Origin of the sequence: Paraburkholderia sp. J67, from assembly GCF_905220265.1 — a bacterium.
Classification (GTDB): Bacteria; Pseudomonadota; Gammaproteobacteria; order Burkholderiales; family Burkholderiaceae; genus Paraburkholderia.
In genome coordinates this window covers 88,181-111,080 of sequence record NZ_CAJMZK010000001.1, presented here as the reverse complement: position 1 = coordinate 111,080, position 22,900 = coordinate 88,181, and the positions used below count along the sequence as shown (strand labels likewise).

17 protein-coding genes are annotated in these 22,900 nt (G+C 63.8%); 6 read left to right on the top strand and 11 right to left on the bottom strand.

The annotated features are described in order from the left end of the window. Positions 1 to 183 precede the first annotated feature (183 nt). Both U5782_RS00500 and U5782_RS00495 read left to right on the top strand, forming a co-directional pair. Entirely contained in the window at positions 184 to 1,284 is a 1,101-nt protein-coding gene (locus U5782_RS00500; RefSeq protein WP_322041907.1) for a BMP family ABC transporter substrate-binding protein, read from the top strand. A gap of 45 nt (positions 1,285 to 1,329) precedes the next feature. Next, positions 1,330 to 1,851, top strand: coding sequence for a nucleoside deaminase (locus tag U5782_RS00495; RefSeq protein ID WP_322041906.1), 522 nt, complete (start codon positions 1,330 to 1,332; stop codon positions 1,849 to 1,851). Between the two features lie 49 nt (positions 1,852 to 1,900). Here U5782_RS00495 and galU read toward each other — a convergent pair whose 3' ends face one another. Further along, the gene (gene galU, locus U5782_RS00490) at positions 1,901 to 2,791 is read right to left on the bottom strand and encodes a UTP--glucose-1-phosphate uridylyltransferase GalU (protein ID WP_322041905.1); all 891 of its coding nucleotides are present in this window, start codon (positions 2,789 to 2,791) and stop codon (positions 1,901 to 1,903) included. 289 nt (positions 2,792 to 3,080) lie between these two features. Continuing rightward, positions 3,081 to 3,224: a hypothetical protein gene (locus U5782_RS00485; protein ID WP_167067073.1), complete on the bottom strand. Its 144-nt coding sequence runs from the start codon at positions 3,222 to 3,224 to the stop codon at positions 3,081 to 3,083. 248 nt (positions 3,225 to 3,472) lie between these two features. On the opposite strand from U5782_RS00485, the gene U5782_RS00480 reads away from it, so the two are divergent. After that, positions 3,473 to 4,630: an acyltransferase gene (locus U5782_RS00480; RefSeq protein ID WP_322041904.1), complete on the top strand. Its 1,158-nt coding sequence runs from the start codon at positions 3,473 to 3,475 to the stop codon at positions 4,628 to 4,630. 93 nt (positions 4,631 to 4,723) lie between these two features. Here the strand turns inward: U5782_RS00480 and U5782_RS00475 are convergent, their stop codons facing one another. From U5782_RS00475 to U5782_RS00465, 3 genes are all read right to left on the bottom strand, one after another. Further along, positions 4,724 to 7,249: a glycosyltransferase family 4 protein gene (locus U5782_RS00475; protein WP_322041903.1), complete on the bottom strand. Its 2,526-nt coding sequence runs from the start codon at positions 7,247 to 7,249 to the stop codon at positions 4,724 to 4,726. Then, on the bottom strand, positions 7,246 to 8,712 hold the full coding sequence (locus U5782_RS00470) for a flippase (protein ID WP_322041902.1): 1,467 nt from the start codon (positions 8,710 to 8,712) through the stop codon (positions 7,246 to 7,248). Before U5782_RS00470 ends, U5782_RS00475 begins: the two co-directional genes overlap by 4 nt. 63 nt (positions 8,713 to 8,775) lie before the next feature. After that, positions 8,776 to 10,959 (bottom strand): hypothetical protein, encoded by a 2,184-nt coding sequence (locus tag U5782_RS00465; protein ID WP_322042505.1) that lies wholly within the window; start codon positions 10,957 to 10,959, stop codon positions 8,776 to 8,778. Between the two features lie 385 nt (positions 10,960 to 11,344). On the opposite strand from U5782_RS00465, the gene U5782_RS00460 reads away from it, so the two are divergent. Genes U5782_RS00460 through U5782_RS00450 form a run of 3 tightly spaced genes read left to right on the top strand, consistent with a single transcriptional unit; the run spans position 11,345 to position 14,463 of the window. Next, positions 11,345 to 12,427, top strand: a complete 1,083-nt coding sequence (locus U5782_RS00460) for an acyltransferase (protein ID WP_322041901.1) — start codon at positions 11,345 to 11,347, stop codon at positions 12,425 to 12,427. 43 nt (positions 12,428 to 12,470) lie between these two features. Continuing rightward, a complete protein-coding gene (gmd, locus tag U5782_RS00455) occupies positions 12,471 to 13,514 on the top strand; it encodes a GDP-mannose 4,6-dehydratase (RefSeq protein WP_322041900.1) in 1,044 nt (347 codons plus the stop codon). Then, entirely contained in the window at positions 13,501 to 14,463 is a 963-nt protein-coding gene (locus U5782_RS00450) for a GDP-mannose 4,6-dehydratase (protein ID WP_322041899.1), read from the top strand. Before gmd ends, U5782_RS00450 begins: the two co-directional genes overlap by 14 nt. Positions 14,464 to 14,536: 73 nt before the next feature. Here U5782_RS00450 and U5782_RS00445 read toward each other — a convergent pair whose 3' ends face one another. The 6 genes from U5782_RS00445 to U5782_RS00420 form a co-directional block, all read right to left on the bottom strand. Continuing rightward, positions 14,537 to 15,694, bottom strand: coding sequence for a glycosyltransferase family 4 protein (locus U5782_RS00445; protein WP_322041898.1), 1,158 nt, complete (start codon positions 15,692 to 15,694; stop codon positions 14,537 to 14,539). Positions 15,695 to 15,735: 41 nt separating this feature from the next. Next, positions 15,736 to 16,965, bottom strand: a complete 1,230-nt coding sequence (locus U5782_RS00440; protein ID WP_322041897.1) for a glycosyltransferase family 4 protein — start codon at positions 16,963 to 16,965, stop codon at positions 15,736 to 15,738. Further along, the gene (locus U5782_RS00435) at positions 16,962 to 18,473 is read right to left on the bottom strand and encodes a glucose-6-phosphate isomerase (RefSeq protein ID WP_415914216.1); all 1,512 of its coding nucleotides are present in this window, start codon (positions 18,471 to 18,473) and stop codon (positions 16,962 to 16,964) included. Before U5782_RS00435 ends, U5782_RS00440 begins: the two co-directional genes overlap by 4 nt. Before the next feature lie 2 nt (positions 18,474 to 18,475). Beyond that, the gene (locus U5782_RS00430) at positions 18,476 to 19,627 is read right to left on the bottom strand and encodes a glycosyltransferase (protein ID WP_322041896.1); all 1,152 of its coding nucleotides are present in this window, start codon (positions 19,625 to 19,627) and stop codon (positions 18,476 to 18,478) included. Between the two features lie 75 nt (positions 19,628 to 19,702). Continuing rightward, entirely contained in the window at positions 19,703 to 20,629 is a 927-nt protein-coding gene (locus tag U5782_RS00425; protein ID WP_322041895.1) for a glycosyltransferase family 2 protein, read from the bottom strand. 17 nt (positions 20,630 to 20,646) lie between these two features. Next, on the bottom strand, positions 20,647 to 22,875 hold the full coding sequence (locus tag U5782_RS00420; RefSeq protein ID WP_322041894.1) for a polysaccharide biosynthesis tyrosine autokinase: 2,229 nt from the start codon (positions 22,873 to 22,875) through the stop codon (positions 20,647 to 20,649). Between the last annotated feature and the right edge of the window lie 25 nt (positions 22,876 to 22,900).

Below are 22,900 nucleotides of genomic sequence, written 5' to 3'. Positions count from 1 at the left end.
TGCGCATGCCGCGTGCCCACCCGCGCGGCCTTACGGCACCTGCGTTATGGCCTTTACGATTGGCGGCCCTCGCCTTTCATATGAACTTTGTTATACCGGCGATAACGTCAGCAAATATTTCCCCAATATTTGGCTCGTGAAGATGGTGCATCGAATCACCTTGCCCACTTTTCCGGAGAATCCATGAAATCACCCAGGACACGCGTCCGCCGCGTCTGCGCCACCGTTGTCACCGCCCTCTTCGCCGCCCTCACGAGCGGCATTGGCCACGCCGCCACGCCGCCGGTCGGCGTTGCCTTCGTCTATCTCGGCAACCCCGGCGACGCGGGCTGGACCTACGCGCACGAACAGGGCGTGAAAGCGGTGGAGGCGCAATACGGCGACAAGATCAAGGTCACGCGGGTTGAAAACGTGCCCGAGTCCGCCGACTCCGAACGCGTGTTCCGCGACCTGGCCGCCAAGGGCAACAAGATCATCGTCGGCTCCAGCTTCGGTTTTCAGGACTTCGAACTGAAGGTGGCGAAGGACTACCCGGACGCGGTCTTCATGCACGCGACGGGCTACAAGAAGGCGCCGAATTTCGCGACCTATGACGTACGCACCTATCAGAGCGCCTATCTCGCGGGCCTCGTGGCAGGCTATACGACCAAGAGCAACACGCTGGGCTTCGTGGGCTCCGTGCCGGTGCCCGAGGTCGTGCGCAATATCGACGCCTTCACGATGGGCGCGCGTTCGGTGAATCCGAATGCCAAGGTCAAGGTCCTCTGGATTAACAGCTGGTACGACCCGGGCCTCGAAAAACAGGCTGCCGAAACGCTGATCGGCCAAGGCGCGGACGTGCTGATCCAGAACACCGATTCCACCGCGACGATGCAAACCGCCGAGCAGAAGAAAGTCCACGCATTCGGCTGGGACTCGGACATGAAGAAGTTCGGCCCGAACGCGCAACTTGGCGCGTGCGTGAGCAACTGGGGCGTCTACTATTCGCATCTGGTCCAGCAGGTGATGGCGGGCACGTGGACCAACGCGCCGGTCTGGTGGGGGCTCAAGGAAAAGGCGATCGACCTCGCCGACATCAATACGTCAGCCGTCTCGCCTGCCGCGCAGAAAGCGCTGGCTGAGAAGCGCGACGCCATCGTCGCGGGTAAATTCGATCCGTTCGCTGGCCCGATCAAGGACCAAACGGGCACGATTCGCGTGGCGGCGGGCAAATCGCTCAGCGATACGGACCTGCTGCGCCTGAACTGGTTCGTCGATGGTGTGGACGGCACGGTGCCGAAATAAGCCCTGAAACAAGGGATAAAAACCAACCATGAGAGGAGACAGACCATGAGCACGAGCACGCCGCCCCAGGACACGCCGCGCAGCGCACCGACGCACGAGCAGATCGTGCGCCATCTGCGCCGCTCGGCGGCCGTGGGCGAACGGGCCGCGTCGTTCGGCCACCATCCGTTCGGCGCGATCCTCGTGGGCCCCGATCACGAAACCGTGCTGATCGAACAAGGCAACGTGGATACCGTCAATCACGCGGAGGCCGTGCTTGCGCGCATCGCCGCCATGAATTTCAGCGCGGAATATCTATGGGGCTGCACGCTCTATACCTCGGTCGAGCCGTGCTGCATGTGTGCAGGCACAGCCTACTGGGCCAATATTGGACGCGTGGTATTCGGCATGACGGAGGAAAGACTGCTGGAAGCGACGGGCAATCACGCGGAAAATCCCACGATGAGTGTCTCGTCGCGTTATGTATTCGATCATTGCCAGAAGCCCGTGGATCTCATCGGCCCCGTAGCCGATGTGGAGGACGACGTGATGCGCGTGCAGCGCGCGTTCTGGCAATCGCGCGCGTAAGTCGCCACGGCGTGCGCTCATCGAGCGCACGCCGCGTACAAACCCGGCCTCAGGCCGCGGCGGCCAGCGCCTGCGGCAGATGATTCTGCAAATAGGCTTCGAATTCGTCCTTCACCTCGGGGTGACGCAGCGCGAATTCCACCGTGGCCTTCAGATAGCCGATCTTGCTGCCGCAATCGAAACGCGTGCCCATGTAACGGTAGGCCAGCACCTGCTCATCCGCGAGCAGCGATTGCAGCCCGTCGGTCAGTTGCAGCTCGCCGCCCGCGCCCGGCTTGAGCGCACGCAGATGATCGAAGATCGTCGGCATCAGCACATAACGCCCCACCACACCGAGATTCGACGGCGCAACTTCAGGCGCCGGCTTTTCCACGATGCCTGAGAGCTTGAACACATCTTCTTCCCACTCGCGGCCATCGACGATGCCGTACGACGCGCTGTTCTCGCGTGCAATCGCTTCCACGCCGATCACCGAGCTGTGATAGTGGTTGAAGGTGTCCACGAGTTGCTTCATGACCGGCTTGGGGCTATAGAGCAAGTCGTCGGCCAGAATCACCGCGAACGGGCTGCCCTGCACGAGTTTCTCCGCGCACAGCACGGCATGGCCCAGACCGAGTGCTTCGGCCTGGCGCACGTAGAAACAGTCCACGTTGCGGGGTTTGATGCTGCGCACGACATCGAGCAGCTTTTGCTTGTTGCGCGCTTCGAGTTCGGCTTCGATCTCGTACGACTTGTCGAAATGATCTTCAATGGCGCGCTTGCTGCGCCCGGTGACGAAGATCATTTCGGTGATGCCGGCGGCAATCGCCTCTTCTACCGCGTACTGAATCAACGGCTTGTCGACGATCGGCAGCATTTCCTTCGGGCTAGCCTTGGTGGCAGGCAGAAAGCGCGTACCGAGGCCAGCAACAGGAAATACCGCTTTGGTTACTTTTAGCATGATGTCCATTCCCAGTTCGATCGTTTGAGTAACGGTCTCGCAGCAAGGCAAGCCGGCGTCCCCGAGGGTTCTGTTTTGGGCAGTTTTTATATTGAATGCGTCGGCTTCGTTCCGCTTTCCTCAAGCAGGAAAGGGAAACAAAATTCCGAATGCGATGCCGAATGCGAACATCAGGCAGATCAGCGGAAATTATTGCCATGCGCCCCGGATAATCGGCATGAATTTCCTGATCCGGATTCGATCGGCTCGCGATCGCGGCACAATGACAGTCACGTCATGCCCGCGCAGTTTACTCGACTTCATCGGCCGGCGGCAAGCGCCCCGCTTGCGTGCGCGAGCGTCGAATAGGCTCATTACGCAGCGCTTCGCGATACGCGGACACCGCGACGAGTATCAACAGCACGGCAATGCCGGCCAGCAAATGCAGGTTCATCGAAATCTCCAGCGACCATAGGCGATCCCCTTCAAATTATCAGTTCAAATTGAACAAATAAATCGCTTTCTAGTTACAAGGTTTTATTTCCTGATTTTGATTCGAATAGCTATTTATTTTCATTCCGTGAAATAAGCAACAGGAATACTTTTCGAAAAACTTCTGGATAATTTCTTCGTGTGCGGCCCCTATGATCGCGAAGTAGCCTCCCCTCATAGCCACGAGCGCCATCCCCGGCCCCCAACACGATGAGCGACCCCACACTCGACAACCTCCTGACACCCGCGTCCGCTGTGCGCACCGCCGCCGCGCGGCCCACGGCCATCGCCGGCGACCATCTGATCGACGCGCTGCGCGGCTTCGCCGCGTTGCTGGTGGCGTATTTCCATTGCCGCCAGGTCACCTGGATCGGCATGGGCGCCTTCCATCAAATGCACGCAAGCCTCGCCAGCCCCGGCACGATCGCCGCGTGGCTCACGTTCCCCATTGCGTGGGGATCGGCGGGCGTGCCGATTTTTTTCGTCATCAGCGGCTATTGCATTCACCGCAGCGGCGCGGCGCGTTTGCTCAATAATCCCAACTATCGGCTCGACGCCGGCCAATTCTGGCTGCGCCGCTTCGTGCGTATCTATCCGGTGCTGCTGGCCGCGCTCGCACTAACCTTCGTGGCCGATTCGATCAGCCTCACGATGTCGCCGGTGAGCCACAAAATCCTCGATATCGGCCCGCGCGCGTTCTTCGTCAATCTGTTCTCGCTGCAAGGCGTGGCCGGCAAGACCTATGGCTCGAACGGCGCGCTTTGGACCTTGTCGCTCGAAGTGCAGTTCTATCTGCTCTACCCGCTGCTGTTCGCACTGCGTCGCCGCTTCGGACTGCTCGCGGTGCTGGCTGGCGTGGCCGCGATCAACGTGATTTCGGCGCTCACGCTGACGGCGCACGACGTCACGTTCTTCACGTCGTACTGGTTCTCGTGGATGCTCGGCGCGTGGATTGCAGAAGCGCGTCTGCGTGGTTCCGAAGGATTCCGCTTCGCCTACGCCGCGGCCGCCGTATTCGCCGTCGCAGGCTGCGTGGCATTCCACTTCGGCCAATACGGCGCGTTCCAGCTCTGGGCCTGTGCGTTCGCGTGCTATCTGGTGAAGGCGCTCTCGCGCCCCGTCGCAACCGGCGGCATATGGCTGCCGATCTTTTCGAAACTGGGCGAATTCAGCTATTCGCTCTACCTGATCCATCTGCCGCTCTTCGTGTTGCTCGGCTCGTTCCTGTTCCGCTCCGAATTGCAGACCTCGATCTGGGTATCGTTCGGCTTCACGCTCGCTGTGCTGCCTGTCGCGTGGGTGTTCTATCGCCTGTTCGAACTGCCCGCACTGAATGCCGCGGGCCGCTTGCGCAAGCGCGCGGCCTGACGCTTCTTTAAACCCGCGTCGAAATCACCAATAAAAAAGGGGCCGCCAATCTGGCGGCCCCTTTTTTCATCCCCGCTTCTCCCTGATTCCTGCCTAGCGTGCGCGCGTCACCACGCCGTCCAGCACACGTCCCACGGCTTCCACGTATTGCTCCTTGCCGAAACGCTCGCGCGCGACCGCGAGGCCATTACGCGCGAGGCGCTCTCGCAGCGCTTCATCGTCGTGCAGCGCCGCAAGCGTCGCGGCGAGCGCCTGGGCGTCACCCGGCGTGCAAAGCAGCCCGCTCTTGCCGTGCTCGACGATCTCCTTCACGCCGCCATCGCGCGACGCCACCACGGGCCGCTGCGCGAGCATGCCTTCCACGACGACACGGCCAAACGGCTCCGGCGTGATCGAGGTATGCGCGATCACGTCCATCGCGCGCATACAGGCGGCGATATCGTGCCGGAAGCCGAGGAAATGGACCCGATCCTGCAAGCCATTGGCGGCGACAAAATCGCGCAACGCCTGCGCATAGGCATCCTCGCCAAAGAGCGGTGCACCGACAAAGACCGCGTGCGCGCGCGGTTCGAGCAACAGCGCTTCGAGCAAGACATGTTGCCCCTTCCATTGCGCGAGGCGGCTAAAGGCGCCGACCAGAAACGCGTCCTGCGGCAGACCGATCTGCGCGCGCAATTGCGCCTGCGGAACGCGCGCAAGAGCGCGAAACGGCGACTCGTCCACGCCGTTGTGCACGACATCGATCCGTTCAGAATCGAATTTCGTCAGCTCCGCAAACACTTTCGCCGATGCATGCGAATTGGCGATCACGTGCGCGAGACCCAGCTTCGCGCAGCCCTTGATAATCGCGCGCTGCACGCGGCCGAAATGCTCGTCGCTGACGATGTCACGCAGATGCCAGACCACAGGCTTGCGCGCGAGCTTGCCGGCCAGCACGCCAATCACCATTGCGCGCTGCGTGTTGGCATAGAGCACGTCTGCGCCGCGCGCACGGCGGCGCGTCTCGCGCACGAGCGCAGCCACGCCCGCGAGCACGCCGAGTTTGGGCACCGCGCCGCCATCGCGGCGCACATTGCGCAGCGCGCCCGAATCGAGCACATCGACACGCGCGCCCGCCGCATCGAGTGCTTCGCGGAACGGCCCATCGTTGAACAGCAACACCTCGATACGGGCGCGCAAACCCTTCACCACCTCGAGCAGCGAAAGCTCTGCGCCGCCCAGCACGCCGCTCTGGTCGATTGCCAGCACACGCGGCGCATTCTCGATATCGCCTTGCGCGCCGTCGTCATGATCGCGCTGCGGATCGCGATATCCCGGCCCCGCCTCGGCAATCGCCGGCACGGCTCGCGCCACGCGCGCGAAGAACTGCGCGCGGAAATGCGCGGAAGAAAAACGCTCGGCGTTATCGCGGCAATCCTCGGCGCGAAAACGTTTGGGGTCGCGCTCGAACGTTTCGACCGCTGCGATGATCGCTTCGGCGCGCTGCTCGTCGAAGAACAGACCCGTCGGGCGCGAGCCCGTATCGCGCACGGTTTCCAGCGCGCCGCCCTTGCCATAGGCAATCACGGGCGTGCCGCAAGCCTGCGCCTCGACCACCGAAATACCGAAGTCCTCTTCCGCCGCGAACACGAACGCCTTCGCACGGCGCATGCGATCGTGCAGCACGGAGAACGGCTGATAGCCCATGACTTCGACATTCGGGCCCGCTTTCGCACGCACCTTCTGCATGTCGGGACCGTCGCCAATCACGACAAGACGCTTGTCCGGCATGCGCGAGAACGCCTCGACGATCAGATCGATCTTCTTGTACGGCACGAGCCGCGAAGCGGTCAGATAGAAGTCTTCCTTGCGCGTCTCAAGCTCAAACGAATCCACATCGACGGGCGGATACACCACCGCCGCGTCGCGCTGATAGACCTTATGAATGCGCCTCGCGATGAACTCCGAATTGGCCACGAACTGATCGACCGAATTCGCGGTGCGCACGTCCCAGTTGCGGATGTAGTGGAGAATCACCCGCGCGAGCATCGACTTGGGGCCGCGCGTAAGCCGCGATTCCTGCAGATACTGATGCTGGAGATCCCACGCGTAGCGAATCGGCGAATGCACGTAGCTGATGTGATATTGATCGGGGCCGGTCAGCACGCCCTTCGCCACCGCATGAGAGCTGGAAATCACCACGTCGTAGCCCGATACATCGAGCTGCTCGATTGCCAGCGGCATGAACGGCAGATACGCGCGGTAACGCGTGCGCGCTTTCGGCAGACGCTGGATGAACGAGGTCGTCGCGCGTTTGCCGCGCAAGAAGGCGCGATCTTTGTCGTCGACGAAATCGACCACGGAGAACAGATCCGCGTCCGGGAAAACGTCGATGATCTGCTCCAGTACGCGCTCCGCGCCCGCGTAGGTGACGAGCCAGTCATGCACGATCGCCACGCGTGGCCGGCGCTTGACGTGACGATCGTCGCGGCTCTCGCCGGAATCGCCCAACGTGCGCGCGCGGGTCGCCGGATTCACCGCGCGTAGTTCGCCGCGCGGCGCGGATGGAGCTTCGCGCCGTTGCAGGGGCACGGCGGCGCGTTCGGACGGCGCCGCTTCGTCGATCAGTTCGTGACTCATGCGCTTTTCCGTGAATTTAGTCGAAACAGGAGGGAACGGGCATAACCACGCAGCAGCGGCGTGGTTGCCACCGACCAGACGCAGTTGGCAAGGGCCAGGATCACGCCCGCGCCAATCGCATAGACCGCGTCCGGCAGCCACCACGCGATCGCCAGCGCGGCAGCAAGAAAACTCAGGTGTGCAAACATATCGACGACGATCACGCGACTATGGATGCGCGCGAGCCACAACAGGACCACGTAATCGAACAGCGAGCGAAACAGCACGGCGGCGGCCGCGCCGGGCAAACCGTAATGGTCGATACCGAGCCACAACAGGCCCGCGAACAGCGGCAACTCGATCAGTCCCACGCGCGCGGCGGCGGCGGGATTGTTCTGCGACTGGATCAGGATGCGTGTGACGCCGGCCTGCCCGATCAGCCAGACGGCGACGATCAGGAAGCGACCCACCGGCGCGCCGTGTTCGGCGATCACCGGGCCGACCCATGCATGCAGAAAGGGTTCGAGCACAACGATCGCGCCAATCGCAACCGGGGTGAACACCGCGTTGAGGAATTGCAAAGACTGCGCCGCGATCTCGTCCGCGTGCTCGCGGCGCAACGCCGAAAGACGCGGAAACAGGGTCCGCACCAGCGCATTCGGCACCATGTTCAGGCGCGTCACGAGGTTCTGCGGCACCGTGTAATAGGTCACGAAGCGCGCGCCCAGACCCGCGCCCAGCATCATGCGGTCGAGCGAATCGGCCACCATCGTCGTGATGCTCGCGATCAGCATCCAGCCGCCGAAATTGAACAGCGCCTTCGACGTGTCGAAGCGTGGGCCGCGCACACGACGAATACCGAGCACACGCAGTGCCGATCGGCCCAGCAGAAGACCTGCGACGAGGCGCGCGAACACGGCCGCCGCCAACACCGTTTGCAGATTCGGCGCGATCGCCCACGCAGCGCCCAGCGGCAGCAACTGAAACAGGAAGGTGCCGAGCGTCTGATTGGTGTTGTAGATGCCGAAGCGTTCCGCCCCATTGATCGCGCCCGCGAACACCCACGACACATTGGCAATGGGAATTGCGACTGCGAGCCAAGGCAGCGCGAGATAGACCTCGTGGCGCAATTCGGGCGTGACATGGGTGAAATACGCCGTGTACAAAGCGCCACCCGAATAAATCAGCAGGCCGCCGATCGCGCCGGTCGTGAAGTTGAGCCAGAACGCACTCCAGAACACACGCTCGCAGGCCTCGGTGTCTTTCGATGCGTAGGCCTTCGAAATATGGTTCTGCGCGGCCATGCTCATGCCCAGATCGAGCACGCTGAAATAGCCGATCAGCGTCCAGACGAGCGCGATCACGCCATAGCGTTCGACGCCGAGCATCCGGATGTACGACGGCACCGTGACCAGCGACACGAAAGTCGGCAGCACGAGCCCAAACAGATTGATCGCGACGTTGCGTAAAATGCCTTTATCCATGCGGTTTCCTGTGTCCTGAGGCACGCCCTCAGGTGAACATCAAGCGATGCGACGGGCCGGTGCTCAAGCCGGCTTCCAGCGGTACATCAGCACCTTGCCGCGCGCGTCTTCCTCGACAAAGATCAGGTACTCGCCGTTGGGCTGACGATGCGCCGAGATGCCGAACGGCACGTCCACCCAGCCCGACGTGTTGCCCACTTCCGCGCCGGGGCCGAAGGTGCCGATCTCCTTCGCGGAGTCCTTGTCGAAGACGTGGACGCCGCCCGCGGGCTCGACCACGAAGATGTAGCGGCCTTCCACCGTCAGGCCCGCGGGCGTGACCGGCGGCTTCGCCTTGGGGTCCCAGGGCAGGCGCAGCACATAGCGCTGTTGCGGATTGCCGCTCGACCATTTGTCGTAGCGCACCAGCACGCGGCCCGCTTCTTTCCAGAAGCCGGGGTCGTGCGGTGCGTCGGCCGTGTAGCCCGTCACGTAGAGCGTGTCGGTCTCGGGCTCGTAGATCGCGCGATGCACCTCGGTAAACGGCGCGGGAATCGCGTATTTGTCGAGCTTGTCGTAGCTGTAGACGGGATTGCCCTTCGCATCGAGCCCACCGAAACGGAAGCGCCAGATGCCCTTGTCGTCGCGCGCGCGCCAGATGTCGCCGCGCGTGTCGATCCACCAGCCCCAACCGCCGCCCAGCTTTTCGCGGCCCGGATTACGGGTGAATTCGTCGCTCTCGAATGCGCCGTTGCCATTGGCGTCGCGCCAGATCCAGTCGCCGCCCGGTGGTGCATTCGGCACATGCAGCACGGGGCGTTCACGCCCCGCGAGGAAGCCCGAAGGGATCGCCACCTCGCCGTCACGCTGCGCATCGAAGCGATAGATCTTCAGGTGATCCGCGTACATGTCGGTGAGAAACAGGAAGGTGTGACCGTTCAGGGTGCGCGCGGTCGGCAGGCCCGGCCACTGATCGGTATGGAAAACGGGATCGTCCGGATACTTGAATCGGTTTGAAAGGAATCCTGCGTATTTCCATTCCTGCCCGGCGGGCTTGGACAGATCCAGCTCGAAGCGCTTGTTGCCCGTGTAGACGCTATTGGGACGCGCCGGGTCCATCCACGCGCCATCCACGAATAGCAGGCCTTCGAGATTCCAGAGGCGCTTGCCAGCCGGCGTATAGCTTTCGAGCGTCGCGCCCAGCCCGGCGCCGATGGTGTCGTGGCGCGGCCCGATGCCATTGGTCGACACGTAGATATTGCCCTTGGCGTCCGTTCCCACGCCGGTCAGGCCGTTGAAGCGGCCCGGCCCCGGCCGCCCCGGCACACCCGCGAAAATGCCTCCGCGCTCGCCTAGCGAGCCGGTTTGGGTATAGCTCTTGCCGTTGCGTGCGTAGATCAGGATCTGCTGACGCGGTCCGTTGTCGGCCACGAGAACGCGCTGCGAAGGATCGACGGCGAGATCGACCGCCACCGAATCCGCCGGCAATTCAAGCGTGTCGCCGAGCGGCTTGCCATCGGCGGAATAGTGAGCGACGTGCGGCGCTCGATCCGTCGCGGTGCCGGTTAGCACCCACAAGGTCCCGTCGCCCGCGATCGCGATGCGGCCAGGCTCATGCACGTCGAACTGCGCCTTGGGCTGCATCGAGTTGGCGTCGTAGACCTTGATGCGGTTCATCGCCGTGTTGCTCACGTAGAGCAGCGTATCGGTCGCGGCAACGCCGCCGATTGCCGATTGCGTGCCCGTGGGCACATCGGCGATCTTGAGAAACGCACCCGCAAGCTGTGCATGCGGATTGAGCGGCTGCGGCGAGGCCTGGAACGCGGCGGCGCGTTTGGGCTCGTCGAGCGGTCGGCGTGTGATGCCAAACCATTGACGGCCTTTGTCCGGCCAGATGCCGCCGCCGACCAGGTGGCCCTTTTCGTTGCCCACGCCCACCGCGGCGTACAGATAGCGGTGATTGACGGCCACGGCGTTACCGCCCTGCCCGCCCCAGCCATGCGTGCCACCCGCGAAACCCAGCGCGCGGCCATCCTGATACACGCTGATCTCGCCGCCGCTTTCGTCCCACGGCGCATCCGTATACACCTTGCCTTCCGGCGTGACGGCGATCGCCGTGACGTTGATCTGCATCCACGTACCCTGGCCGTAACCATACGTGTTACCGATCCACGAGGTGGTCACATTGAGTTGCGGCGCGGCAATGGTCTGCACCGAAGACGTACAGGCGAACGCACTCAACGCGGCAAACGCCAGCGTCCTGCGCATACGGTGGCCGGGAATCGGAAACGACAAGGCAATTCCTCCGTGGTGACGGCAATCTGGCTGGATCATGCCGTACATTCCCGGATAAAAATGGCCCCACAAAAACCGAAAATAATTCAAAAAAATTCAGTGCTTTTTCATACCTTTCTGGCACTTACGGCATAAATGCGAAATAAATGGCGCAGCGCAGCAAACACCGTACTGCAGCGGGAAATGGCCGTCTTGCCGACACTGTCATGCGGAAATTTTTTCCGCCTGCATTCCCTATTTACCGATTCAATTTCATTCGATTTTCAAAATAAATCGATCGATAAATTTCGGGTTTTTGCGCATTTAATTCTTTCTAGAATCAATCGGACTATGCATGCATGAATCAACCGGATAGCCGATGACCGTCAACAGCCTCGCCAGCCCACCGCAACACTCGCACCGTATCGTCCAGCTCGACGGCCTGCGCGCCTTCGCCGTGCTCGCGGTATTCGCGCAGCACGCGCTGCATGCGCCGCTGTGGATGGGTGTCGATCTGTTCTTCGTGCTGAGCGGCTTTCTCATCACCGGCATCCTGCTGGAGCGCAAGGCGCGCGGGCAGTCGTATTTCAGCTATTTCTACGCGCGCCGTGTGCGCCGGATCCTGCCGCCGTACATCCTGCTGATGATCGTTTCGTCGCTGTTGTTCGGTCTTGGCTGGGCGCGCTACTGGCCGTGGTATGCGTTCTTCGCCACCAATATCGGCGATGCGCTCGGCCAGAGCGGCCACGATAGCCTCAACATCTTGTGGTCGCTCGCAGTCGAAGAGCAGTTCTATATTTTCTGGCCCTTCGTGGTGCTGTTGCTGCCGCAACGATTGCTCGCCGTGGTGGCCGCCTCGCTGATCGTGATCGTGCCGGTGCTGCGCGCGATTGCGACGCCCTGGTTCGCCACCTATTGGCCGATCTATTACCTCACGCCGTTTCGCATGGACCTGCTCGCCGCGGGCGCGTTGCTCGCTGTGCTGGTGCGACGCGACCGCAATGCGCTCGAACCCTTCAAGGTGCCGGCGGCGATCGCCTTCTTTGCCGCCCTCGCCGTGCTGGCATGGCTGCATTTGCACTATCCGCGCTTTCGCGGCATGAACACGCCGCTCTCGAACGCGCTGCTTTACAGCGTATCGCTCGTGCTCTGCACGTCTGCGGTGGTGTTCGCGCTGCAATCGAAGGGGCTGGTGAAACGCCTGCTCTGCAATCCGGTGCTCGTCTATATCGGCACCATCAGCTACACGATCTACCTGATTCACCTCACGATTCTTTATGCGGTGTGGCCGCTGCACTACAGCCGCCCCGTGAGCGCCGCTATCGCGCTCGCCCTCACGCTCGTCTATGCAAGCGCAAGCTGGTTCCTGTTCGAAAAGCGTCTCACGCGCGGCCCGAACCGTCGCATTACGTCCGGCGCACCCGTGCGCGATCGCGTGATCGCCACCAGCTCGCAGTCCTGAAAGACCGATTCCCTATCACGTTCGCTACTTCAAAGGCACACACATGAACGAACGACGCAAAGCGATCATCACCGGCGTATCCGGCCAGGACGGCGCGTATCTGACCAAACTGCTGCTCGACAAGGGCTATCAGGTGGTGGGCACCTACCGGCGCACCAGCTCGGTCAACTTCTGGCGCATGAACGAACTCGGGGTCACCGATCATCCGTCGCTCGAACTCGTCGAGCACGATCTCACCGATGCGGGCTCCACGCTGCGTCTGCTCGAACGTGCCCAGGCCGGCGAGATCTACAATCTGGCCGCACAAAGCTTCGTAGGCGTCTCGTTCGATCAGCCCGTTACGACGGCCGAAGTCACCGGCATCGGCGCGCTCAACCTGCTCGAAGCGATCCGCGTGATCAATCCGCGCGCGCGCTTTTATCAGGCCTCCACCTCGGAAATGTTCGGCAAGGTGCAGGCCGTGCCGCAGCGCGAGGACACGCCGTTCTATCCGCGCAGCCCCTATGGCATCGCCAAGCTGTTCGCACACTGGTCCACCGTGAACTACCGCGAGTCCTACGATATCTTCGCGACCAGCGGGATTCTCTTCAATCACGAATCGCCGTTGCGCGGGCGCGAGTTCGTGACGCGCAAGATCACCGACGCCGTCGCCAAGATCAAGCTCGGCAAACAGAGCGTGCTCGAACTGGGCAACCTCGACGCCAAGCGCGACTGGGGCTATGCTTCCGAATACGTCGAAGGCATGTGGCGCATGCTCCAGGCCAACGATCCCGACACCTATGTCCTGGCAACGGGCCGCACCGAGACCGTGCGCGATTTCGTGACGATGGCCTTTGCCGCTGCCGGTTATCAGCTCGAATGGTCGGGCCGTGCCGAACGCGAAACCGGCGTCGACATTTCCACGGGTCGCACGCTGGTGCGCGTGAGTCCGCGCTTCTACCGCCCCGCCGAAGTCGAACTGTTGATCGGCAACGCCGACAAGGCGCGCAGCAAGCTCGGCTGGGAACCGCAAACCTCGCTCGAACAGCTCTGCCAGATGATGGTCACGGCAGACCTCGCACGCAACGAACGACATGACACGTTCTGATCCTTCCAGCGCGGCCCCGGCGCCGCGCGCGCTCATCACGGGCATCAACGGCTTCACGGGCCGCTACATGGCGGCGCGCCTTGCGGCGGACGGTTACCGCGTGTGGGGCACCGTGCGGGCCGGCGAAACCCTCAACGCGGGTGAGTTGCCCGGCGCGGCCACGCCGCTCGCTACCGACCTGCTCGACCGCGAAGGGCTTGCGCACGCGGTCGAGACCGTGCAGCCCGACGTCGTAGTGCATCTCGCGGCCGTCGCCAACGTCGCCGACGGCGATGTCGCGCGCACCTATGTGGTCAACGTGGTAGGCACGCGCAACCTGCTCGAAGCCGTCGCTCATCAGCGCCATACGCCGCGCGCGGTGCTGATCGCCAGCAGCGCGAACGTCTATGGCAACGTCACGCCCGGCATCATCGACGAGACCGTCGCGCCGCAACCGGCCAACGACTACGCGGTCAGCAAGCTCGCGATGGAGTACGTCGCGAAGCGCTGGAACGCGCAGTTGCCGCTGGTGATCGCCCGGCCTTTCAACTACACGGGCGTGGGCCAGAGCACCGACTTTCTGCTGCCCAAGATCGTCGAGCACTACGCGCGCGGCGACCGTTCGATCTCGCTCGGCAACACCGACGTGAGCCGCGACTTCTCCGATGTGCGCGATGTGGTCGATGCCTACGCCAGGCTCATTGCCGTCGCGCCGCGCGGCAAGACCGTGAATGTCTGCTCGGGTTCGGGCTGGACACTCAACGAGTTGCTGGCCACGCTCGCACGCATTGCGGGCTATGCGATCGAAGTGAAGATCGACCCGCGTTTCGTACGGGCTAACGAGGTGCGTCACCTCGTCGGCTCGAATGCGAAGCTGAGCACGTTGATTGGTAAAAGCGAGCGCACACCCATCGAGGAGACCTTGCGCTGGATGTACGAGGAAGCGCGCAATCGCCTGCGGCCCGCCTGAAATCGCTTCGTCTGCATGTGCACCCAAAACGCCGCTCATTCGAGCGGCGTTTTGCTTGCTACGCTAGTGGACTTCAATGAGCCGCAATCGCTTCGGCATAGACATCCGCTACGCGCTTTGCGATCACCGCATTGTCGAAGTGTTCGCGCGCATAGGCCTTGCAGGCTTGTTCGTCGGGCAGCTTGATGCGGCCTGAAAGCGCCGCGTCGATGCCGTCGGCGATGGCAGCCGCGCCCGTCTCCGGCAACACGAGATCCGGCGACAAGCCGGCCACCGCTTCAGGCAGACCACCCACTGGCGTAACCAGCACAGGCGTGCCCGCCGACAGCGATTCCACCGTGATGAGCCCGAAGCCTTCGAGCGCCACCGTGGGCACGACGCTCAACGTCGCGGCGCGATAGAGCGAAGGCAGATGCGCGTCGGGCACGAAGCCCAGCAGCTTGACGTTGTCGGTGAGATCCGCCGCGTCGATACGCTGTTGCAGCTCCGCTTCCAGACGGCCTCGCCCTGCGATCAGCAGCAGAATGTCGGGGTGGCGTTGCTTGACCTGCTTCACGGCATCGATCAGATCTTCCAGCCCCATGCGGCGCACGAGGCGGCGCACAGCCAGCACGATCGGACGGTTTTGCGGCAATTGCAGGCGCAGGCGCGCCTCGCCCTGCGAACAGGCCGGATCGAAATGCGCCGTGTCCACACAGCCCGGCACGATGCGCACGCGCTCGGGTGAGATCGCATAGCGCTTCGTGAGAATGTCGCCGAACGCCTTCGACAGCACGATGAGTCGCGACGATCGTTCGTACACCGATTGTTCCAGCGAATGCTTGATGCGCTGGCTCAGCGTGGCGGCCCCTTCGACGAAGCTTTCGTCGGCCCACGGCCCCTGGAAATGCGAGACTTGCGGAATGCCGCGCGTCACGTCGAGTCCCGGGAAGGTATAGAGCGCGAAGTGCGAGGAAATCACGTCGGGGCGATGGCGGCGGATCTCGCTGCGCAGCGCGCGGCGCGCATCCATGAGCCGAAACGGCAGCGCACGCGCGGCCGAGCCGAAGCCCTGGATCGCGCCGCCGCTGTCCTCGGCCACCTTGGGCGAGCCGGCCACGACGCCGCGCACTTTCACGCCTGCGCCAGGCAACGCGCCCACGAGCGAGTAATACATGCGGTCGAGACCGCCGGCGCGCTCGGGGAACCAATGCATGCCGATCTGTAGCGAATGGATGGAATGTTTCGTCATCGCGTGTCCTTGTTATGCACCCCTGCGGGCGGATAGGAGTTTCAGGTTGTCTCTGCGCGCGGCAGGGGCTGTGCGAGCGTTCGCGCGGCCGGTTCGGCGCGTGACTCGGCAAAATCTTCATGGCGCACCGTGGCGCCCGCGTCGCCTGCGAGCTGGCGATAGAGCGCGATGTACTGCGCGGCCATGCGGGCCCAGCCGAAGCTCCCCGCCAGTTCCGCGGCGGCCGCACCCATTGCCTCGCGGCGCGGCGTATCGTCGGCGAGCTGCTGGATGGCGCCTGCGAGCGCCTTCGCGTCGTCAGGGTCTTCGAGCACGATGCCGCAATCGGGCGTAATGATTTCCGCACCACCCGCCGTACGCGCCGTGACCACAGGCAAGCCCGACGCCATCGCTTCCAGCAGCGAAAGGCTCATTGCTTCGTAGCGCGAAGGAAAGACGTAAGTATCGACGCTGCGCATGAGCACCGGCATCTCGCGTACGAGGCCAAGAAAATGCACGCGCGACGCGATGCCCAGTTCGCGCGCCATCTCGGGATAGGGGCTGCCCGGCAGATAGCCGGCCACCGCCAGATGCACACGCTCGGGCAACTGCTTGAGCGCGTGCAGCACCGTGCCCAGATTCTTGCGCGGCGTGCGCAGATCGCCCACGAATAGCAGCAGGAATTTATCGGCGGGCAGCTCGAATTTCGCGCGATCCGCGTCAGCCGAGGCAAAGCCGCGCGTATCCACGCCGTTATAGATCACGTCGAGCCGTTCGAGCGGATCGCCGCCGCAGGCGCGAATCTCGTCGGCCACCTTGCGCGACACCGCCGTGATCACGCGCGAGCGGCGGTAAGCCCAGCGCTCCAGCACCGCATTGACGCGTGTGTAGACGAATTGATACGCCGACCACACGCCGCGCGTGAGCCCGAACGGGTAGTACTGGCTGCGCGCCCAGCCACCATGCACGAAGTGCGCGGTATTGACGTCGGCGCGCGCCCAGGTGATGAAGCCGTTGACGTGCAGCACGTCGTACTCGCGGCGATGGCGCTTGAGCCACAGCGCGCTCTTGAGCGCGAAGACCTGCTGACGCAGCAGATTGGTGGGCCACAGACGGGACGGTTGCACGCGCACCCATTTCACCTTCGGATGGGCAAGCAATTCCGGCGCGACGTGCGAAGCCACTAGCGTGACTTCGAACCCTTCGTCGAGCGCCGCGCGCGCGATTTCATGGTTGACGCGCCCCTGGCCGTCGTTATGGCGCACCACATGCGTGACGATTGCGACTCTCAATCGGAAACCTCCGTTGTCGGGGTGATAAAGCTGGCCTGGCGCCGCGTCATCTTGCGCCAGTGCCCCGCGCTGAGAATGGAAAAAACACTGGAAAACAGCAGCAGACCGCCCGTACCGACCAGCGAATTGGTGAACACCAGCATGGCGAAAATCGACACCATCAGGCTCAGGCTCGCGCAGACGTAGCGGTCGTCGGGCATGCGCAGCGCGCCGCGCACCGCGCGCGCGATGAGCCACAGCACGCCGGACATGTACATGAGCGTGCCGGGCCAGCCGAGCACGAACGGAATGTTCATCACGCCGCTGTCGAAGCTGCCGTACTGGCCGAGTTGGCCGTTGCTGCTTGAGAGCTTCGTGGAGGCGCCGGTCGCGCCCAGGCCCTCGCCCTGCACATCGGTAAAGGCGGTTTTGGCGAAGTCGGCGTAGAACTGGTTGCGCGCTTCGTAGCTCTGGTCGTCGCTCAGATTGACGAGCGTGTTCAGGCGTTGCTGCATGCGGTCGGCCACCGGCCCGAAGGTCAGCAGCGGCACGCAAACGCCCGCGAGCACGAACGCGCTCACGATGATGCGAATGCGCACCTTGTTGCTCGACTTCATCAGCTGGATCACCATCGCGATAGCCCAGCCGCCCCACGTCGAACGCACGAGCGAGAGCGCAAAGGAAAAGAAGCCGAAGGCCGCCGCGACCCAGCGCACGCGATGGTTCGCGGCCATCACGAGCACCATCGCGCCCATCATCGCGAAGGCGAACGGTCCTGACGAATTCATCGTGCTGAACACGCGCACGCCCAGCGGCACGGGGTCGCCCTGCGAGTTCATGTCGGAGCCGATCATCCACATCGCGTCCCACGGCGGCATGATGAAGAACTGCACGAGCCCGTAGGCGCCCATGACGAGCATGCCGTAGATGAAGGTATTCACGATGGTCTCGCGACACTCTTCATACTGCCGCGTGAGGACCATGATGTGAAAGCCGATCAGCAGCGGATAGACCCAGTTGGCAAGATCGAATACCGCCGCAGCGGGCCCGTTCGCCACCACGCCCACGACGAAGCCATAGCCGATGCCGAGCAAGGCCAGCAGGAGCGGCAGCCCACGCCGCTGCGCAAGTACGGGGTAGTAGCGCAGCAGCGACAGTCCGCTGATCATCGTGACGGCGAGCGGGGCGACCTGGATCAGGCTCGTCGGCGTGAAACCGCCCTTGCCGTAGTCGGCGAGGCGGCGCACTTCGGGGCTCAGGAACCACAGCCACCACATGAAGCCGACATAGCGCACCGGATTCACGAAATAGAGCCACAGGCCCGTAGCGATGGCGAGCGCCGGAAACGCGAGCGTGAGGACCGAGCCCTGATGCGCGAGGATCAGCAACGCGGTGACGGCCCACAATGCGATCACCGGCAGCGTATCGCGGCCCATCGCGCGGCGCAGGCCCGACTTCTGCGCAGGCTCGGAAGGCGCGGAAGGTGCGCCAGGAGGCATGGGGGCCGGGAAAGCAGACGGCACACGCATGATCACATCCCGCGCGGCATCTGGCCGGTCACGCCCGCTGCCCCATTTACCCGTGCGGCGGCCTGCTTGCGCGGGTCGCGTTCGAGCAGCATCTCGCGCGTGAGTTGCGCGTGCTGGCGCGCGTAGTTCTCGGTCGTGAGGTCGCGCGTGCGCAGTTGCTCGCAGGCCTCGCGCGCCTGGGCGAGCGCCCGTGCAGGATCGTCCACGAGCGCGTTGACCGCATCGCGCAACTGCTGCACGTTGAACGGCTCGACATAGAACGCGGCCTGGTCGTCGAAGTAATCGTCGAGCGCGCCCACTTTCGTGACGATCATGGGCTTGCCGAGCGCCGCCGCCTCCAGCATGACCGTGATGCCCGAGGCGTGCGTATTGGGGCGCAGCGGCACGACGATGATATCGGCCCAGTCATAGAGCGCGTGCTGCTGCTGGATGCCCGAGACACGCACGATTTCCACGTTAGCCGCGCGCGCGGACGCGGGCATGCGCCGACGCGTGGCGATGCGCACTTCGTAGCGCGCGTCGTCGCGCAAGGCGGCCACGAGCGTGGTCCAGTCGCGGTCGCGGTCATTGCCGATCGCCGCCACGCGCACGGGCGTATGCGGCTTCCAGTGCGAGGGCGGACACAGCGGGAAGTCGAGTGTGTTCAGCCCATACAACAGCGGTGTCGCTGAGCGGCCGAAGAAGTCCTTGCAGAGCGCCGCGTTTTCGCTGGCGAGCGTGGTGAGCCGGTCGGCGCGTGCGAGCAGACGCTTGTAGAGGGCGCGACGCAGCGCGCCATAGCCCGGCCAGCGGTCCAGCAGCCACACGCTCTGCGCGAGCAGCAGCGGACGCGCTCCGCCCTTCTTTGCCTGCATCAGCAAGACCAGCGCAACGGCCAGATGCTCCTGCTCCGTATGCGTCCAGATCACGTCCGATTCGAGCATGGCGCGGCGATTGCGCCACGCGTGGATGAAGTCGAAACCCAGCGCGGCTTTCAACGCACGGCGCGCGAAGCGAACCGGTGCGCCTTCGCGCGAGTCCTGAGCATAATTGAGCGCAAGGTCCGCGGATTCCGCGTGATGGTAGCCATAGAGGCTGCCGATATTCTCACCCTTGCGATAGTGACGCGGATCGGCGCCATAAAACAGATGCACGTGGACGGTCGTACCACTCATTCGGGGTCCTCCGTAATGTCGTGTGCCGGCACGTCGATGAATCGCGAAGCGACCTATCGACGTGCTTGCGTAATCTCAGGCGAGCGCGCGGCGCGCTTCGCGAGCGCCGCCGCGCACGGCGCGCCAGCGCGCGAATGCCGCGCCCGCCGCGCCCGAGCGCAGCGCCCCAAGACTCGTATGCAACAGACCGGGATAGACGCGCGTACCGATCAGCGCCCACCACCACCAGGCCGTTTCGCGATGCAGCGGCGCGAGGTGACCGCGCAGGATCAGATGGAAGTTGTAGGCGCCGTTGCGGATCGAAGCGAGCGTCTGCGCATTGCGCGGATCTTCGCCGGGACGAGGCGCGGGATAGTGATCGACCGCCACGAGCGGGTCGTAGACAAGCTTCCAGCCCGCGCGCTTCACACCCATGCTGAAGGCCATATCGTTGTGCGTCTGCGCGCCGGTGCCGCGCAAACGGCGGTCGAAGCGCAAATCGCCAATGGCCGCGCGCCGGTAGCTCATGTTGGCGCCCTTGAGCAGGTCGACTTCGCGCGCTCCGCCCACGCCCAGGTGATGATTGCCGACGATGCGTCCAGTACGCTGCACGCGCCCGACCAGTTCGCGTTCGCCGTCGAGCACGCGGCCCTCTTCGTGCACCCAGTCACGTCCGCCTAGCGCGCCAAGCTTCGCGTCGGCCCCGAAGTGCGCGGCGATGCGCGCCACCCAGTCGGGGCGCGGCGCGGCATCGTCGTCGGTGATGGCGATCACGTCGCCCGTCGCGGCTTCGAGGCCACGATTGAGCGCGGCCACCTGGCCGGGCTCCTCCACCGTCGCCACTTCCACGTTGAGCACGCGCGGCGTCACATGGTCGGCGAGGCAGGCATGCGTGGCCGCGTCGTCGGCGCGCGCCACCACCACGATCTGATCGGGCGCGCGCTGCTGGCGCAGCAGCGCCGAAAGGCAGCGCGAAAGATCTTCAGGACGCCGATACGTCGGCACGAGGACGGTCACTTTCATTGCGTGTTCCTCCTTCATCATGCACTCAGGTATTCCTGCACGGCGTCGTAGCCATAGCCGTAGCTGCCGCGTGCGCGCGCCGGCACACCGTTGAAGATGCCGCCCGTCACGCGCACGCCCGTATTGCGCAGGCGTTTGAGCGTGTCGGCAATCTCGCCTTCGGTATGGATGCCCGAGCGCAGCACGACGAAGGTCGAGCCCGCATGGCCGCCGATGATGGCGGCGTCGGTCACGGCCAGCACCGGCGGCGTGTCGACGAGCAGGATGTCGTAGCGCTTCGCGAGGCCTTCGAGGTACTGGCCAAGGCGCGGCGACATCAGCAACTCGGAGGGGTTAGGCGGACGGCGGCCGCACGAGATGAAGTGCAGGTTGTCCACTTCGGTCGCACGAATGGCCTCGTCCAGCGCAATCTGCCCCGAGAGCAACTCGGAAAAGCCGTTTTCCTGCGAGCCGCCCAGATAGCGTTCGAGCGCGCCGCGGCGCATGTCGCCGTCGATCATCAGCACGCGCTTGCCCGAGTGCGCCAGCAGCACGGCCAGATTCGCCGTGAGGAAACTCTTGCCGACGCCTGGCACCGAGCCCGTGAGCGCGACCACATGATTGCGCGCGTCCATCACGCTGAACTGCAACGAGGTGCGCAAGGAGCGCAGGCTTTCGACCGTCAGGTCCTTGGGCGCGGCGCTCGCGAGCACTTCGCGCAGGCGTGTGCCGCCGCGCACCGGCGCGCGCTTTTCCAGCACTGCCTGTTCCGTCGAGAGCGGCACGATGCCATAGACGGGCAACTGGAAATTGCGTTCGATGACGTCCGGATCGACGATGCCCTTGAACATGTTCCGGCGCATCAGCACGAAGCCGGTGCCGAGAATCAGGCCGAGCATCGCGGCCGCCGAGACGATCAGCAGCTTCTTGGGCTTCGAGGGCTTGCCCGGACGCATCGCCGGATCGACGATATGCACGTTGCCGCCCGTGCCCACGCGCTGCACCGACAGCTCCTGGATACGGTTGAGCAGCAGCACGTAGATGTCTTCGGCCACCTTCGCGTCGCGCTGCAACTGCACGGCCTTCACTTCGGTCGCAGGCAGGTCGCGGAACTTGGTGTCGTATTTGGCGCGCTCGCCTTGCAGTTGCGCAAGCTGCTGGCGCGCTGCGAGCAGGACCGGATGCTGGTCGCCAAAGCGCTGTTGCAGCGAAGCGATCTGCAATTGCAGCGCCGAAATCTGCTGCTCGTACTGCACGCTGCCATCGAGATAGATCTTCGCTTCGTCGCTCGCGTTGATCGAGCCCGACTTGCTTTGATAGGCGGTGAGCGCGGCCTCGGCGTTCTCGAGGTCCGACTTCAGGCGCGGCTGTTCGCTGCGCAGGAAGTCGAGCATCTTGCCGGCATCGGCCTGCTTGGTCGCCACGTGTGCGCGCAGATACGACTGGGCGACTGCGTTGGCCACTTCGGCCGCGCGCTCGGCGTCGGTGTCTTCGAGCGAGATGTCGATCACACCGGTTTGCTTGCCCTGCTCCTGCACCTTGACGGCATTCTGGAAGGCCGTGACCGCGTCGAGGTCGTTCATGCGCACGACGGAGAAGCGCGTGCCGGGACGTGCGGTCAACTGGCTCACGAGCATCGTCACGCCGCCGCCCTGCACCTGCTGGCCCACCGTGCCTTCGACCAGGCGCCCGCCGTCCGGGCCTGAAATCACGAAGCGATTGTTGTCGAGCGCCGTCAGCGTGAGCTTGCGGCCTTCGAGTTCGGGCGAGACATCGATCGAATCGACATTGATGACTTCGCCGCCCCACGCATAGGAGCCCAGACCGAACCACGGATGCGAGGGCGTGCCCGGCGTTGCAAGACGCGCGGCCAGACTGCCGACTACCGGCAAGGTCACCGGCGCGACGGCGAAGTTCAGCTTGAACTGCTGGACGACCGGCTCGAGCACGCTGCGGCTCTGGATCATCTGGATTTCCGCGTCCGTCGGCAGCGAACCCTGCTGGCCGCTCGCGACGTTGGCGCCCGACTGCGTTTGCGTCAGGGCCTGCGAGGTGTAGTCGGCCTGTTCGACGCGCACCTGGGTGTCGGCCGTATAAACCGGCTTGGCGACATAGCAATAGAACACGGCGCAGCCGGTCACCACGGCCGCAATCGCGATGAGCCAGCCGATGTCGTCGATGATGACGCGCAGCAACTGGCCGAGGACCACGTCCTCTTCCTCTGTGCGGGCCGCCGGGGCCGCCTGACTGTTGGCTTGAATGCTCACGTTTCGATCCCGTATTAACTCGTGT